At 53.4% G+C, this 14,609-nt stretch carries 15 protein-coding genes and 1 tRNA gene; 7 read left to right on the top strand and 9 right to left on the bottom strand.

What is annotated here, in order from left to right:
* Window positions 1–26 precede the first annotated feature (26 nt).
* The 4 genes from ACFIO0_RS20795 to ACFIO0_RS20780 all read right to left on the bottom strand — a co-directional run bounded on the left by ACFIO0_RS20795 (window position 27) and on the right by ACFIO0_RS20780 (window position 3,151).
* Window positions 27–1,183, bottom strand: a protein-coding gene (locus ACFIO0_RS20795; protein ID WP_390910992.1) for an IS3 family transposase whose coding sequence is annotated in 2 segments (ribosomal slippage) — window positions 27–937 and window positions 937–1,183 — 1,158 coding nt in all. Because the reading frame shifts where the segments join, the coding sequence is not laid out codon by codon here.
* Window positions 1,184–1,218: 35 nt separating this feature from the next.
* A complete protein-coding gene (locus tag ACFIO0_RS20790; RefSeq protein WP_390912395.1) occupies window positions 1,219–2,328 on the bottom strand; it encodes an ion channel in 1,110 nt (369 codons plus the stop codon).
* A gap of 221 nt (window positions 2,329–2,549) precedes the next feature.
* Complete coding sequence (locus ACFIO0_RS20785) at window positions 2,550–2,855, bottom strand: hypothetical protein (RefSeq protein WP_390912393.1); 306 nt, start codon at window positions 2,853–2,855, stop codon at window positions 2,550–2,552.
* Window positions 2,852–3,151, bottom strand: a complete 300-nt coding sequence (locus ACFIO0_RS20780) for a hypothetical protein (RefSeq protein WP_390912391.1) — start codon at window positions 3,149–3,151, stop codon at window positions 2,852–2,854. Before ACFIO0_RS20780 ends, ACFIO0_RS20785 begins: the two co-directional genes overlap by 4 nt.
* A gap of 104 nt (window positions 3,152–3,255) precedes the next feature.
* Here ACFIO0_RS20780 and ACFIO0_RS20775 point away from each other — a divergent pair, with 104 nt between their 5' ends.
* Window positions 3,256–3,762 (top strand): SEC-C metal-binding domain-containing protein, encoded by a 507-nt coding sequence (locus ACFIO0_RS20775; protein ID WP_390912389.1) that lies wholly within the window; start codon window positions 3,256–3,258, stop codon window positions 3,760–3,762.
* 192 nt (window positions 3,763–3,954) lie between these two features.
* On the opposite strand, the gene ACFIO0_RS20770 is transcribed toward ACFIO0_RS20775, so the two are convergent.
* The 5 genes from ACFIO0_RS20770 to ACFIO0_RS20750 all read right to left on the bottom strand — a co-directional run bounded on the left by ACFIO0_RS20770 (window position 3,955) and on the right by ACFIO0_RS20750 (window position 9,042).
* Window positions 3,955–5,127 carry a DUF3644 domain-containing protein gene (locus ACFIO0_RS20770; RefSeq protein WP_390912387.1) on the bottom strand — a complete coding sequence of 391 codons (1,173 nt, stop codon included), beginning with the start codon at window positions 5,125–5,127 and terminating at the stop codon, window positions 3,955–3,957.
* A 204-nt stretch (window positions 5,128–5,331) separates the two neighbouring features.
* Window positions 5,332–5,408, bottom strand: a tRNA-Arg gene (locus ACFIO0_RS20765).
* Window positions 5,409–5,478: 70 nt separating this feature from the next.
* The gene (locus tag ACFIO0_RS20760) at window positions 5,479–6,864 is read right to left on the bottom strand and encodes an ATP-binding protein (RefSeq protein WP_390915379.1); all 1,386 of its coding nucleotides are present in this window, start codon (window positions 6,862–6,864) and stop codon (window positions 5,479–5,481) included.
* Between the two features lie 12 nt (window positions 6,865–6,876).
* Entirely contained in the window at window positions 6,877–8,295 is a 1,419-nt protein-coding gene (locus ACFIO0_RS20755) for an FAD-dependent oxidoreductase (protein WP_390912385.1), read from the bottom strand.
* 3 nt (window positions 8,296–8,298) lie between these two features.
* Window positions 8,299–9,042, bottom strand: coding sequence for a VTT domain-containing protein (locus tag ACFIO0_RS20750; RefSeq protein ID WP_390912383.1), 744 nt, complete (start codon window positions 9,040–9,042; stop codon window positions 8,299–8,301).
* A gap of 307 nt (window positions 9,043–9,349) precedes the next feature.
* Between ACFIO0_RS20750 and rpmH the strand changes: the two genes are divergently transcribed.
* The 6 genes from rpmH to yidC all read left to right on the top strand — a co-directional run bounded on the left by rpmH (window position 9,350) and on the right by yidC (window position 14,609).
* Window positions 9,350–9,484 (top strand): 50S ribosomal protein L34, encoded by a 135-nt coding sequence (rpmH, locus tag ACFIO0_RS20745; protein ID WP_390912381.1) that lies wholly within the window; start codon window positions 9,350–9,352, stop codon window positions 9,482–9,484.
* Between the two features lie 50 nt (window positions 9,485–9,534).
* Window positions 9,535–9,936, top strand: a complete 402-nt coding sequence (gene rnpA / locus ACFIO0_RS20740; protein ID WP_390912379.1) for a ribonuclease P protein component — start codon at window positions 9,535–9,537, stop codon at window positions 9,934–9,936.
* Window positions 9,933–10,169 (top strand): membrane protein insertion efficiency factor YidD, encoded by a 237-nt coding sequence (gene yidD, locus ACFIO0_RS20735; protein ID WP_390912377.1) that lies wholly within the window; start codon window positions 9,933–9,935, stop codon window positions 10,167–10,169. The genes rnpA and yidD overlap by 4 nt, the downstream gene beginning before the upstream one ends.
* Window positions 10,162–11,031 (top strand): tRNA 2-thiocytidine(32) synthetase TtcA, encoded by an 870-nt coding sequence (gene ttcA / locus ACFIO0_RS20730; RefSeq protein ID WP_390912375.1) that lies wholly within the window; start codon window positions 10,162–10,164, stop codon window positions 11,029–11,031. The genes yidD and ttcA overlap by 8 nt, the downstream gene beginning before the upstream one ends.
* A gap of 73 nt (window positions 11,032–11,104) precedes the next feature.
* A complete protein-coding gene (locus tag ACFIO0_RS20725) occupies window positions 11,105–12,655 on the top strand; it encodes an EAL domain-containing protein (protein WP_390912374.1) in 1,551 nt (516 codons plus the stop codon).
* Between the two features lie 145 nt (window positions 12,656–12,800).
* The gene (yidC, locus tag ACFIO0_RS20720; protein ID WP_390912372.1) at window positions 12,801–14,609 is read left to right on the top strand and encodes a membrane protein insertase YidC; all 1,809 of its coding nucleotides are present in this window, start codon (window positions 12,801–12,803) and stop codon (window positions 14,607–14,609) included.

Here is a 14,609-nt window from a genome sequence, read left to right as displayed (position 1 = left end):
TGACCTGCCCCCCGAGGCTCCCTCATTCATAACGAGAGTTTGCGGGTTTGGATTTCATATTCTTCATCGTCAGTTTGGGCAAGCGCGTCGTGCGCGGAGCCCTCAAGTTGCTCAAGCGCCCGGCGCGCTTCAGTGGGCGTTTTGTTCCCGAGAGACGAGTGCGGTCTGACCTGATTGTAGTCGTATCGCCAAAGCGCCAGTTTTCTGCGGGCGTCATCTAAAGTGTCGAAGATCTCCTCATTCAGCAGCTCGTCTCGCAGGCTGCCATTAAAGCTTTCGATGAAGCCATTCTGCTGCGGTTTGCCCGGATCGATGTAATGCCAATCCACGTCGCTATCGCCAGCCCACTTCAGGATCGCGCGACTGGTAAACTCCGTCCCGTTGTCACTGACAATACAAGCAGGCTTTCCGTAGACGCGCACCAGTGCGTCCAATTCACGGGCAACCCGAGCGCCAGAGATGCTGGTATCGGCCATCAGGCACAGGTTCTCACGGCAGCAGTCGTCATTCACTGCCAGCATGCGGAACTTGCGAGACGCACCAAACGTGTCCGACACAAAATCCAACGACCAACGCTCGCCCGGGCGCAAAGCCACGGGCATAGGTGTCCGCGATCCACGCGCACGTTTACGGCCTCTGCGCCGCCTGACACCCAGCTTTTCCTCGGTGTAGAGACGATACAGCTTCTTGTGGTTCATAATCATGCCTTTGCGTTCCAACAGCACGCCAATCCGGCGATAGCCGAACCGACGCCGTTTGCTGGCAATCGCCTTCATCTCTTCGCGAACTTCTGGATTATCCGGCGGCTTGTCGCGCCGTACGGTCTTGGGATCGACACCGACCAGCCTGCACGCACGACGTTGCGAGATATCATGATCCCGCATTGCCTTGCGTGCTACAGCCCGTCGCAAATTCGGTGTCGTCAGTTCTTTCCCAGCAAATCTTTCAACACAACATTGTCGAGCATCGTGTCCGCCAGAAGACGCTTCAGCTTGGCGTTCTCGTCCTCCAGCGATTTAAGGCGGTGGGTGTCAGAAACGTTCATGCCACCTTTGGCTTTGAACTTGTAGAACGACGCAGGGCTCAGGCCATGTCTCCGACACACCTCAGCCGTTGGCATTCCAGCTTCTTGCTCTTTGATCATCCCAATAATCTGGGCCTCAGTAAAACGACTCTGTCGCATTTGTTTGCTCCTTCGAAAGTTGAGCAAACTTTACATTAAAACGAGGGAAGTTTCGGGGGGCAGGTCATAGACTGCGTTTGATTGCCGTCGTCCGTTACGGTTCCCCTCTCCTTTAGAATGTCGATGTATCTACTAATTGCGGCGTTGCTGATACCAAGATCTGCAGCAACTTTCTTATGAAAACCCTGCTGCCACTCACTTGTGTTTTTGCTTGGCAGCCGAGCTTCAACCGTCCGGAGCATTTCGACTGTCGGCGCGATAGGTGTGTGTTCTGATAAGGCATTTTGAGCTGTTTGCACCCAAACTTGGCCGTTGTTGGAGGGGCTGCGTCTTACATTTGGTTTTCGAAACGCTGACGTAAGGTTAGATAGAACTGATCCAAGGATAGATGTTGGAGGGTTTAAGGTGTGAAGTTGCGTGATATCCGTGAAAAAATTAGAACAACTTTCAATCAAATTCTGAACTTCATTGTCGAGCTTTTCGCTCCGCAGGCTTTTGTTATCGAGAGAGACTTTGAGCGCACGTTTACCTAGCGCTTCTACACATTTGCACAACTCAGGAAAAGAAGAGCGATTGCCTATTACAGTAATATTTGCCTGCATAGCGTTGAAAAAAACATACCTGTTTGTTCCCTTGATAACATCGACTCCATACCTGACAGCCTCAAACTCTTCGAGTGCGCGCTTGTCGGAAAGGTCGATCACAGGCCTATTGGAGCTTAATTGTGAAATAACTGATCTCATGTCGTCGCTAAATTTTGCAAGCCTCCGCTCCACGTCACTAGTGTGGAGCAGTTGAAGGGTTGCCGATTGTCTTTCAGACGATAACTTTCCGATCAATAACGCGGTAGTGAAAAGACCAGAAAAAGCAGTTCCCGCAGCCACAAGACGTCCAAATCCGCTCGGCGCAATGTCACCGTAACCAACAGTTGTGAACGTGATCGTTGAAAAATACAGCGCATTTAAAATATCCAGACTATCACTAGGGCAATTGTCGAAGTCAGATGGGATGATCGCAAAGTAGGTTGTTGACAGCCCCACGGCAGTTGTGGCGAAAAAGATAATGTCAAAATAGGAGACCCTGTCTAGAAATCGACCTGCTTTCGTTGTGAGGAAAGGCTTGGAGTGAGGTTTCATCTTTTTCATGAAGTATCGCCTTTTCTTCCGGATCAGTGAAACCAAAATGCAGCTTGCGCGTTTTTAAACAATGCGTGCAATTTCTAGTTGTTAAATGCAAGATGCATCACCTGTGGCGTTGGCCTCAGATCGAATACTACAGTTCCAGTGATGTTGCGTGGATTGATGAAACAGTCCTCAATGTACTCTTCATGCGTGATAGTAAGGCCATACAAACGATACAGGTAATGCTATTCAGCCTTCAAAAAGTACTCCCCTAACCGGTCAAATTCGCTCTGGCAAACGATCACGAACTCCTTTCCACCCGCATCGAACACGCAGACCGGTTGCTTGTTTGCTGCATCCAAAACTGCTTCGTGATTGTCACGCAGAAATTCGACCGAAACGAAAGGGTTGCCGTCCAATGGGCTGACACCGAGCGCGTCGCACAAAATGCGTCGGGCATGCTCTTCGAGGCTGATCCCCTTTGCCTCCGCTTGGTCGTACAATGCACTCAGAACTTCGTCCGAAATATCATCAATCAGTAAGTCTTTCATTGTATTTCCTCTTCAACCTGTGCTGCTTCCTCAAGCGCCATGGCTTCGAGCCTTCCAACCGGATCAGTCGGCAGATCGCGCCACTTGTAGATCCTGCGCAAGCCGCTCTTATCAATGATTGGTTTCAAATTCAGACGATCCAAGTCTACCAGCCTTAGGTCTTTGCAGACTGGATTGCTTCCCCGCAACATGCCGAGCGAAAAGTACCGCTTCTCAAAGGCCGACAAAGAATCCAATGTGACGAGAAAGCCAGTCATCCGTGACATAGCGCTCTTCATCCGACGTAGCTCGAGCATGCCGTTGTCACGTAACAGATGCAGCGTTTCAAAATTGATCGAAAGCCGCTTGCAGGTTTCTGTGGACGTGTAGCCTAGCGCTGTGGTCTCATATCGTGGTGAAGATGGACGAGCCGCCGCTCCTTAGGCGCATCACGGCTCTAAAATTCTATGTCCTCGCTCAAGCCGCAAGATCTGTTGTCTCGACAGGGTTAGAAGCGGTTGATGACTTTCTTGTCTTAATGGCTGATCCAGTTGGTGCTCGCGAGATTATTGAGCAGCACGTCCTGCCCATCGTTCGTGAAAGCCAGCTTACAGAGTTAATTTTACCTACCAGAAGCGTTTATTCAATCGTGTTAGCCTGGAACGGTGCCCATAATGCCGCCTTGGCCGAGTTGTCGGCGTTAAGAGAATATGCGGTTAATGACGAAGAGCGACAGATGCTGAACGAAAGATCAGCATTCGTTTCTCAGATCATTTCGGGCGAGGCGAGACTACAACGTCAAATTCCGCCTACTGGTGCACTTAGTCGCGCCTTAGGTTCGCCAACACCTAACACAGTTAAAGTTGGCAGGAACGAGCCCTGCACTTGCGGGTCGGGGATTAAGTTCAAGAAGTGTTGTGGTCGTTAGCATCCTCTCCGGAATTTTCTTTTATCGCGGATTGCCAAGCTTTTGCACCCTTCCCGTAGCTTTCCATGTCGCCGTCGTAGTCCTCTAAGAACGACAGCGGCGCCAGACCTTCTGGGAAGTAGCAGTATTAAAACTGAAATTAGCGCGTCATTTCGCCCCATCCTGCAAACGACCCCGCTAAGAGACTATTTGTCACCGGGTCCATCCCTCTTCGAGCTTTTCTATTACTTTCTCAAACCAGCCCTCATACCAATACCACTTTCCAGCAACATCTACGCCGTAGCCTTTCCCCGCATTTCTTGCGTTGAGCTGGTCCACTAGTTGCGTATGATCGTAAATCTCAAACTGAGTAAAGCCTGCGGCCTTTACTTTAGCGACAATCGCTGTCGGTAGATATTTCGGACGCTCTGTTTCCTTGAGAAGAACCCTCTCAACACTCTCCGCTTCCGGCGTGCCAGGCTTTACAAACTCAACAGCCAAATCTGAGTTGGACGCCTTGCCAGCTACCTTTGGTACGAAGGCTACTCGGTAGCGAAATTTGGGGTCGGCCTGTTCTGCTTCACTTAGTCCATTGTGAAAGTCATCCATTGCCGTCGCCAAGTTGGCCGGTAGGTCTTGGCCGACCAAGTTTGCTCTCTGCCCTCCATCAAAGGTAACGAATTGAAGCGCAATCGGCAGCCGCTTTTCCAACGCAAACTCTTTGCCGAACAGGGTCTTGATCGTATCGTTGAAGTTGATGCAGCACGCTTGTAGTTTGGCGCTCAAAGCATCGTCAACTCGCGCAGTCGATTGGTGTTCTATCTCATGTCGAATTTCAGTGAGGAAGCTGAGATTGTCAACGATACCCTTTTCTATTGGGCTACCACCGTGAGTTAGGCATTGGCCTAGTTCCCAATACTTGTCGGCACCATGCTTTGTTTTCTGAACGACGCCTGCTTTCTTGTATCTGTAATCGACGCCCTCCCGCTTGTAGTAGGCGTGCATCAGATACGTCCAAGCGATGACGCTTGTGACAATGAACAGCTCTGCCCTAAAAAACAGACCCGCACTGTTGAAGGTGTGAACAGCAGCAATCATAGCTTCGCGAGCTTTGATCAATAACTCGTCGCCTTTGATGTGAAGCCCCGTTAATGGGTCAATATCCGGCCATGCATTCAGGAAAGCGTCGAGTTCAACATCGCTTGCGGGTTTGACGGCTACATGCATCTTCCCATCTTTGATTTGAGATATTCGAGCTTGGTTAACAGACCGCGTCGGCCTCGAAAAATAGGCGTGAACATCCTGCGGGACATAATTCTTCTGTAGCATCGCTTTAACGATCGCCACTTCCCATTTTTCAAGGGTTTTTCCGGGTCTACGTGCCAAATTTTCGAACCTTCTGCCATTCTTGGGGATGAGCCGCAAAAGGGTCGACCAAGGATTTCGAGAATAAGGTCAGTTTTTGACGCAAAGGTCAAAGTCATGTGACGTCGAACAATATACTCGAAATGCCTAGCTGGAAAATTCCCAATGAAAAGGCAAAATCGTGCTCAAAAAAGAAACTTACGTCTACATTCAACAAGTTGGAAATGGTGCACCCGAGAGGATTCGAACCTCTGACCCCCTGATTCGTAGTCAGGTACTCTATCCAGCTGAGCTACGGGTGCGCTGAGCGGGGGTTTAGTCTTGCCTGCGGGGCAGTGCAAGCCCCGTTTCGCACCTATCGAAAAAATTTCGTCACAAAGTGACATCACCTTTGGGCAGGTGGATGCAAAACGCGGTACCTTCGGGCCCTGTGCGTTGCAAAACGATGGTTCCGCCGTGCCCGCGGATCAGTTCTTCGGAGATCGCGAGCCCAAGACCGGAGCCACCCTTGGTGAACCCACCCTGAAACGGCGTAAACAGGTGCTCTTGGGCTTTTGCGGGCAGACCGGGGCCGGTATCGGTGATTTCGATCTTCCAGCTGGTGTCATCCTCGAACGAAGACACCGCGATTTCGGCAGGTTTACCGCTGGCCACGATGGCCTGGCGGGCATTGCGTACCAAATTGGCGATCACGCGGAACAGCTGTTCGGAATCGGCGCGCAGGGTCATTGCAGCGGGGACGTCCTCGGCAAAGCTGAGGTCAAAATCACCGATCGCCAGTCGTTCGCTGTCGATCACGTCAGCGACGATGGGGGCCAGCGGGACCACGGACAAGGTGGGGCTGGGTTCTTCGGCTTTGCCAAAGGCCAGCGTGCTTTCGCACAGGTGCACAGCGCGGGTGATCGAATTCACCAGCTTTGGCGCAAGGCGCGCAACCAGCGGATCTTCTGACATTTCGATGCGGTCTGTGAACAGCTGCGCCGAGGTCATGATGTTGCGCAAATCATGGCTGATTTTGCTGACAGCACTGCCAAGTTGGGCAAGGCGATCTTTTTGACGCAAGGCGCTCGTCAGCTCGGTTTGCATGAATTTCAGCGCGTCTTCGGCCTCGCGCAACTCGGTCACACCGGCGTTCGGGGTGATGATACGACGGGCGTCCTCTGGCGCGGCAGCGTAGCTTTGCATGGCACCAACAACCCCGCGGATCGGTTTGACCAGCGTGGCGCGCACTGCCAGGAACAACAAGAACGCCGTAAAGATCGAGATCACGGCGGACAGGATCAAAATGCGCACGCCGTAGTCGATCATGGCAGCACGCATGGGGCCTGCTTCCATCGTGACTTCGATCAGCAGGCCCGCCTCGCGCAGGGGCGCGCCGATCACACGAATGACTTCGTTTTCGGGCTGCACAATCCGCCGCATGGCGTCTCGGATCAGCACCAGCGCGGTGCCATCACGCAAATCATACGTCGCTGAGATTGGCATCGGCATGGGCGTGGACAACATCAACTGGCGGATTTCGTCGCGACGCAAAACCACGTTAAAGACGCCGGCGTTTTCAAGCAGCTCTTCCTCTAGTTTCGGTTCCAGCATGTCGTCGGCCAACAGCGCAAGAGACGCGATTTGCGCGCGTTCCAAATGGTCCAACAAGTAGTCTTCGCGGAACCGCGCGATGGAGGGTACAAATATCAAAATCTCGGCCAGCATCACAAAGATGATGGTCAGGATCAAAAATCGGCCAGAGAGGGAATTCAAAATACGCCCCTATCGTTATGGAATGAACCGTTGGACAAACCCAACGACGCGTTTGACGGTAGGATTATCAAACAATCGGGGTGTGTAGTAGGCACCCGCGACGCGTTTGTTCACCTCTCCGATTGTGGGATAGGGCGCGACCATGGCCGCGATCTGGGACATCTTCATGTTGTTGGCGAGCGCGAGCGCCCAAAGGTTGATCAGCTCGCCCGCCTGATAGCCAACGATCGACGCGCCGATGGGGCGGCCCTTGACGACCATGACCTTGATGAAACCTTTGGTTTTGCGTTCCGCGATAGCGCGGTCGTTGTGGGAATAATCAAAGCGGATCACTTCGAGTTTGTCGCCATGCGCTTCGCGCGCTTGTGCTTCGGTCATGCCGACTTGCGACAGTTCCGGGTCGGTGTAGGTGGCCCACGGGATGTGGCTGGTCTTGGCCTTGGAGGGCAACCCGAACAGCATCGAGCGGATGATGACGCCCGCGTGGTAGCCTGCGACGTGGGTGAATTGCAGCCCGCCTGCGACGTCGCCGATGGCATAGACTTTGCGGTTGGTGGTGCGCATGCCTGCGTCGACCTGAATGCCGGTGCGCGTGGTTTCGATGCCCGCCCCCGCAAGGTTCAGTTTGTCGGTGTTGGATTTCCGCCCCACGGCCATCAGCAGGTGCGAGCCTTTGAAAATACGGCCGTCTTGAACCTCGACCTCAATCGCGCCGGCCGTGCCGCGAATTTCGGCGGCCATGGCATCTTCGGCAATCTCGATGCCTTCATCGCGCAGCGTGTCCAGAACGACCTTTGCCAGTTCAGGGTCATCCTTGCCCAGCGCTTTTGCCCCTTCAATCACGGTAACTTTGGATCCAAGACGGATATGCGCCTGCGCCATTTCCATACCGATGGGGCCACCTCCGATGATCAGCAAGTGGTCAGGGCGCGTCCGCAGATCGAACAGGGTTTCGTTGGTTTCATAGGGCACGTTTTCCAGCCCGGGAATTGGCGGCACCAACGGCGAAGACCCTGTGGCGATCACGACGCGGCGGGCCTTGATGATAGTGTCGCCCGCTTTGACTTCGGTCGGGGATACGAATTCACCAAATTCGCGGATCACGTTGACGCCAAAGCCCTCGAACCGCTCTTGGCTGTCGACTGGGGCGATTGTGGCGATCACGTCGGCCACGTGGTCTTTGGCGGCAGCGTAGTCGACCTGTGGTTCAACATTCGCCACGCCGTAGTCCGCCGCGTGCGTCATGCCGTAAGCCGCTTTGCCGCTCGCGATCAGCGCTTTGGACGGCACACAGCCAAAATTCAGGCAATCGCCGCCCATTTTGTGGCCTTCAAGCAAGGTCACAGACGCGCCCATTTGCGAGGCCCCCGCAGCAACCGAAAGCCCACCGGAACCAGCCCCGATCACCAAAATATCTGTCTTGATCGTTTTCATTACTTACAGACCCTTTTTGCCAGTCACGGCTTTTAGAACAACAGGAACCAACGACAGCGCGGCCATGCCCAAGATCGGCAGCAGGATGTGCGGTTCAAAGATAATGCCGAGATTCGGGGTTTCGCCCGCCGCGAACACTTCGCCCAAGCCTGCCCCGATTGACGTGAACACGATAGAGGCCGGAATGATGCCGAAAAACGTCGAGATCACAAAGCGGTGCAGCGGCACTTGCATGAACGACGGGATCAGGTTGGCCATGAAAAACGGCACAATCGGCACGAGGCGGATGATAAACAGCATCGACCATTGGTTTTCATCAATACCGTCTTTGATCTTTTTCACCGCCCCTTTGGAGCCTTCCATTTTCGCCCCCAGAGTTTCGCCAAACCCGTAGCGCGCCGCGAGGAAAATGACCGCCGCGCCGATGGTGGCACCGGTGACGTTGAACAGCACCCCAAAAACCGTGCCAAACAGGAACCCGCCCGTCAGCGTGGCGACGGTGCCACCGGGCAGGGAAAACCCGACGATCAAGATGTAGGCGGCGACAAAGATCAGCACCGTCAGCAGGTAGTTGTCATCGCGGAAATCGATCAACGCCTCGCGGTTGTCGCGTAAGGTGTCAAAGCTCAGGTAGTCGCTGAGGAAAAACGCGCCAAGACCGGCCACCACAAGAATCACCAGCAACGGCAGATGCCGCAAAAACCCGGATTTGGTTAGATTGTCGTGAGAATTGGTCATATCGCTCATCAGTGTTGCCTCTTTTGTCTGCTGCATCAATGGACTTAAGGTGGGGGTGGGCACCACCAACAAACAAAGGCGATCACAGCCGATTGATCGCAAAGGCCCGATTTCGTGAGAAATGCGTTCCAAATCCGGCCAAAGTCGGGTAAATGAAACATCTAACACGCATCAAACAGATATTTGTTGCAAAACCATCCTATTCACCGCCGCTAGGGTTTGACTTGGTCCATGGACCCCCTTAAAGGACGGGTTCTGAATAGACACCCTTGGCGGCGATTCCTCGCGTCCAATGGCTTAATATGGAGACGGAGCGATGAAACGCACCTTTCAACCTTCTAACCTTGTGCGCAAACGGCGCCACGGTTTCCGCGCGCGCATGGCAACAAAAGCTGGCCGCAAGATCCTGAATGCACGTCGTGCAAAAGGTCGTTCGGAACTGAGCGCTTAATTTAAGCGTCTCGAACAGGTTTACCTGACATGACCCCGCCGGAGCCCCCAATGTGCAGTTTACCAACTGCCGGGGATAACCCTCCGGCGGGGTCGTCACGTTTAGGGCTTGGCAAGCGCGGCATTGCCGTTCTGCAAAACCGGTCCGAATTTTTGCAAGCCTCGCGGGCCCCGCGCGTCGCGATGCCCGGCTTTATTCTGCAAATCCGTCAGCGTGGTGATGATGCGCCCCTGCGCGTCGGATTTACCTGTTCCAAAAAAGTCGGCAATGCGGTGGCGCGCAATCGAGCCAAGCGGCGGTTACGGGAAATTGCCCGCATGGTGCTGCCTGACGAGGGCAAAGCAGGCATCGATTATGTGTTGATCGGGCGGCGCGATGCGACGGCAACGATCCCTTTGGAAACCTTGAAAGACGATCTGCGCACCGCCTTGGCCAAAGGTGGGCGACGATGAGCCCGCTGGCGTTCACCCTGTCCCTGCCCGTGCGCGCCTATCGTTTGGTGTTTAGCCCGTGGGTCGGATTTAACTGTCGCTATCAGCCGACATGCAGCGCCTACGCGATGGAAGCGTTGCACAAACATGGCGGCATCAAGGGCAGCTATTTGGCCGCACACCGCATCTGCCGCTGTCACCCTTGGGGCGGCGATGGTTATGACCCTGTGCCGGACGACAAACCCCATGACTGATCACTCTGATGATATCCATCCTCTGTTCGCAGGTGCGCCCCGCACAACCGAGTTCAAAAAGCTGCGCAAACGGATCGTGCGCCTGACCCGCGAGGCGATCGAGCAATACGGCATGATCGAAAAAGGCACGCGGTGGCTGGTGTGCCTGTCGGGCGGTAAGGACAGTTACACGCTGCTGGCTGTCCTGCACGAGTTGCAATGGCGTGGTTTGCTGCCCGTCGATATTCTGGCCTGCAATCTGGATCAGGGCCAGCCGGGTTTTCCTGCGACTGTGTTGCCTGCGTTTCTTGAAAAAATGGGCGTGCCGCACCGGATTGAATACAAAGATACCTATTCTATCGTGATGGATAAAATCCCGCAGGGGCGTACGTTTTGCGCACTGTGTTCGCGGCTGCGGCGTGGCAATTTATATCGCATTGCGCGCGAAGAAGGGTGCAGTGCCGTCGTTTTAGGTCACCACCGCGACGACATTCTCGAGACGTTCTTTATGAACTTGTTTCACGGCGGCCGTTTGGCGACAATGCCACCCAAATTGCTGAACGAAGACGGCGATCTGTTTGTGTACCGCCCGCTTGCGCATGTGTCTGAAATTGATTGCGAAAAATTTTCAAAAGCCATGCAATACCCGATAATTCCATGTGATTTATGTGGGTCACAGGACGGGTTACAGCGCCAACAAGTAAAACAAATTCTGGATGGCTGGGAAGCGAATTCACCCGGTCGCCGTCAAATTATGTTTCGCGCATTGACCAACACGCGTCCGTCGCATTTGCTGGATCCAGAGCTGTTTGATTTTGCCGGCTTGACCCGCGATTTAGACAAATTTGAAACAAACCCTGACGACATTCCCAAGCTGCGTTAACGCGGCAATTACACTGCCTGCTTAGCTGTGACCGTGCAATTGCAACTGGCAACTGCCTAATTGGGAAGTCATCATGCGGTATAGTCCGATCCGAACGTGGTTGCGCTTGCGCGAACGTATTTGCTTGGCTTTGGTTGGCCCGCAGGCATTGGCGTTTTTGCCAGCGGTGGTCTTGGCCGCTTATTGGACGGGCGGCGAGGCAGCGTTGTTAATTGTCGCGATTGCATCCCCCGCGATCTACCTGTTGTTGGGTGGTTTTTCAGTTGGCAACAGCCGGGCGTTCCTGCCCCGCGACAGCTTTACCGGCCTGTTGCAGCGTGACGGATTTGACGAGCTTGTCGAACACATCCGTGAAAAAACGTTGGATAAAACCCGCACCTCGGCTGTATTTCATATCGAGCTCGAAGATTTTGCAGAACTTGTCGAACGCCACGGAGAGGCAGCAGGCGACATTGTTATCCAACGCACAGGTGACCGGATTGTCACTGCGATGCGCGATTACGATAACGTCGCACGTCTGGGCGATTGCCGGTTTGCCGTATGTATCGGTGCCGAACGACAAACCGACCTTGAGGTTTGCATTCAACTGGCCGGTCGCATCCAATCTGTCATCGAAGAGCCGATTTCAGTCGATGGTTTGTCACTGTATGTTTCTGCATGTGTTGGGTTTTGCCTTAGTTCGCGCGCGCCGGGGTCATCTGGTGCAGCATGGTCGCAAGCCGCTGCAACAGCGTTGCGTGCAGCCCAAAAACGCGGCCCATCCGCAATTCGCGCCTATACCGACGAAATGCGGCGCATCACGCAAAGCCGCGCAGAGCTAAGAGAAGAAGTCACTTCGGCGTTAGAATCAGGGCAAATCATCCCTTGGTTTCAACCGCAAATTTCCACCGACACCGGAAAAGTTACTGGATTTGAGGCATTGGCACGCTGGAACCATCCAGAACGTGGCATGATTGCGCCCGCTGAATTTCTGCCTGCCATTGATCAATCCGGCCGCATGGAACGGCTGGTAGAATTGATGATGTACCACACGTTTACGGCTCTCAAAGCATGGGATGCCGCTGGTGTGCATGTTCCGCAAGTCGGCGTGAACTTTAGCGCTGTGGAATTGAATAACCCGCGGCTGATCGAAAAAGTGAAATGGGAATTAGACCGTTTCAATTTGACACCAGACCGGTTGTCAGTCGAAATCCTTGAAACCGTGATTGCAGGCGCGCCTGATGATCAAGTGACGAAAAACATCAATGGATTGGTCGCCTTAGGGTGCCGTATGGACCTTGATGATTTTGGGACAGGTCACGCATCAATCTCTTCAATTCGCCGTTTTGCTGTCAATCGCATCAAAATCGATCGCTCCTTTGTTATGAAGGCAGACCGCGATCCTGAACAACAACGCATGATCAGCGCCATTTTGACCATGGCCGAACGTATGAATCTGGAAACTCTTGCTGAAGGTGTCGAGACCGTTGGCGAGCATGCCTTACTCGCACAATTGGGCTGCGATCATGTTCAGGGGTTCGGCATCGGCAAACCCATGCCGTTCCAAGAAACCTTGGATTGGATTTCTGCCCATGAGGCGAAATTGCAAGATGCTCCGCAAATTACCCAACGCAGCAGCAAATAAGCGTTTGGGTCTTGCAAAATTCGCACACAGATCAGTGCAACAAATACTACGCAGATATTGGTAAAACCCTCGAATCCGCTTGACCTTTGGCCCTCATCTCTGTTGAACCCAACCCTAATATCAAACGAATTAGGTGGCGGTCCCAATGGACGATCAGAACAAGAATCTCATCCTTGCAACTGTGTTGAGCATGGCCGTTATTTTCGTGTGGATGACATGGTTCGCACCCGAAGAAGCGATTGTGCCTGAGCAAGTCGTAACAACGCAAACAGAAACGGCGGACGGCGCAACCCCTGCGGCCGCCCCTAGCGCAGATGACGCGGCGGTCACCACCGCGGAAACCAGTACACCACAAGCATTGATAGACGCGCCACGCGCTGCAATCGAAACGTCCCGCCTGAGCGGATCTATTTCCTTGCTCGGTGGTCGTATCGACGAACTGAAACTGAGTGATTACAACGAAACCCAAGCCGAAGATGCTGACACAGTCACCTTGTTGTCACCGGTGGGCAGCGACGATCCCTATTACGCGCTATTTGGTTGGGCCGCGAGCACAGGCGTTGATCCTGCAAACGTTCCTGGCCCCGAAACACAATGGTCGATTTCAGAAGGTGAAGTTTTGACGCCGTCGACCCCGTTGACACTGAAATGGGACAATGGCGCAGGCTTGGTCTTTAACCGCACCTACGCCATCGACGAAAACTACATGTTCACTGTTACTCAATCGGTGGAAAACGTAGGCGATGTCGCCGCATCGATGGTGCCTTATGGTTTACTGGCGCGTCACGGCGAGCCAAAAGACCTAAAGAACTTCTTTGTTTTGCACGAAGGTCTGGTCACAATGACCGACGAATACAGTGAGACAAACTGGGACGACATTCCCGACTTTGACATCCATCCAAAAGAAGGTGTTCCAGCTGAACGTATCGACGACGTCGCCAACGGCTGGATCGGCATCACAGATCACTTTTGGATGACAACATTGATCCCTGCAAAAGACGTGCCTACACGCCTGACCGCAAAATACCGCCCGCGCTCTGACATCTACCAGATCGAAGCGGTCATGCCCAAAGTCACCGTGCAACCCGGTGCGACAGAAACCAGCACATTGCGCGTCTTTGCCGGTGCAAAAGAATGGGAAACCATTCGCGAATACCAAACCGGTGGCGTCACCAAATTCATCGATAGTATCGATTGGGGTTGGTTCTTTTTCTTGACCAAACCAATTTTTTGGCTGCTGCACGAGTTGAACAAAATCGTTGGCAACATGGGTTGGTCAATCATCGCGCTGACGCTCATCATCAAAGCGGTTCTTTTCCCCCTAGCCTATAAATCTTACGTCTCGATGGCCAAGATGAAAGAGCTTCAGCCAGAGATGGAAAAGCTGAAAGCCAGCGCCGGTGACGACAAGCAAAAGCTGCAAACCGGCATGATGGAGCTGTATAAGAAGAACAAGGTTAATCCCGCGGCGGGCTGTTTGCCGATCTTGATGCAAATCCCGATCTTCTTCTCGCTCTACAAGGTTATCTTTGTGACGATCGAACTGCGCCATGCGGCATGGTTTGGCCCATTCCAGGATTTGTCCGCGCCTGACCCCACAACGCTGTTGAACCTGTTTGGCCTGCTGCCAAATGGTGGCCCCGAAGCTGGCAGTGTTATGGCCCTGATCTTTATCGGTATTTTGCCGATCATTCTCGGCATCTCGATGTGGTTGCAGCAAAAACTGAACCCGGCACCCACCGACCCGACACAGCAGATGATCTTTGCGTGGATGCCGTGGGTCTTTATGTTCATGCTGGGCAGCTTTGCCTCTGGTCTGGTGGTTTACTGGATCGCAAACAACACGATCACCTTTACGCAACAGTATTTGATCATGCGCAGCCAAGGCTACAAACCTGACGTCTTTGGCAACATCAAAGGCAGCTTCAGCAAGAAACCAAAGGCAGACACGTAA

It is taken from the genome of Pseudosulfitobacter sp. SM2401 (genome assembly GCF_042932805.1).
Lineage (GTDB): Bacteria > Pseudomonadota > Alphaproteobacteria > Rhodobacterales > Rhodobacteraceae > Ascidiaceihabitans.
The sequence above is the reverse complement of the archived record's forward strand: the minus strand, read 5'-3'. Positions and strand labels throughout refer to the sequence as shown.

Coding starts and splice junctions, on each gene's coding strand:
- ttcA (WP_390912375.1), top strand. CDS start 10,162: ATGACTGATCACTCTGATGATATCCATCCTCTGTTCGCAGGTGCGCCC.
- ACFIO0_RS20785 (WP_390912393.1), bottom strand. CDS start 2,855: ATGAAAGACTTACTGATTGATGATATTTCGGACGAAGTTCTGAGTGCA.
- ACFIO0_RS20725 (WP_390912374.1), top strand. CDS start 11,105: ATGCGGTATAGTCCGATCCGAACGTGGTTGCGCTTGCGCGAACGTATT.
- rpmH (WP_390912381.1), top strand. CDS start 9,350: ATGAAACGCACCTTTCAACCTTCTAACCTTGTGCGCAAACGGCGCCAC.
- ACFIO0_RS20755 (WP_390912385.1), bottom strand. CDS start 8,295: ATGAAAACGATCAAGACAGATATTTTGGTGATCGGGGCTGGTTCCGGT.
- ACFIO0_RS20780 (WP_390912391.1), bottom strand. CDS start 3,151: ATGCTCGAGCTACGTCGGATGAAGAGCGCTATGTCACGGATGACTGGC.
- yidC (WP_390912372.1), top strand. CDS start 12,801: ATGGACGATCAGAACAAGAATCTCATCCTTGCAACTGTGTTGAGCATG.
- ACFIO0_RS20790 (WP_390912395.1), bottom strand. CDS start 2,328: ATGAAAAAGATGAAACCTCACTCCAAGCCTTTCCTCACAACGAAAGCA.
- yidD (WP_390912377.1), top strand. CDS start 9,933: ATGAGCCCGCTGGCGTTCACCCTGTCCCTGCCCGTGCGCGCCTATCGT.
- ACFIO0_RS20750 (WP_390912383.1), bottom strand. CDS start 9,042: ATGAGCGATATGACCAATTCTCACGACAATCTAACCAAATCCGGGTTT.
- ACFIO0_RS20775 (WP_390912389.1), top strand. CDS start 3,256: ATGGACGAGCCGCCGCTCCTTAGGCGCATCACGGCTCTAAAATTCTAT.
- rnpA (WP_390912379.1), top strand. CDS start 9,535: ATGTGCAGTTTACCAACTGCCGGGGATAACCCTCCGGCGGGGTCGTCA.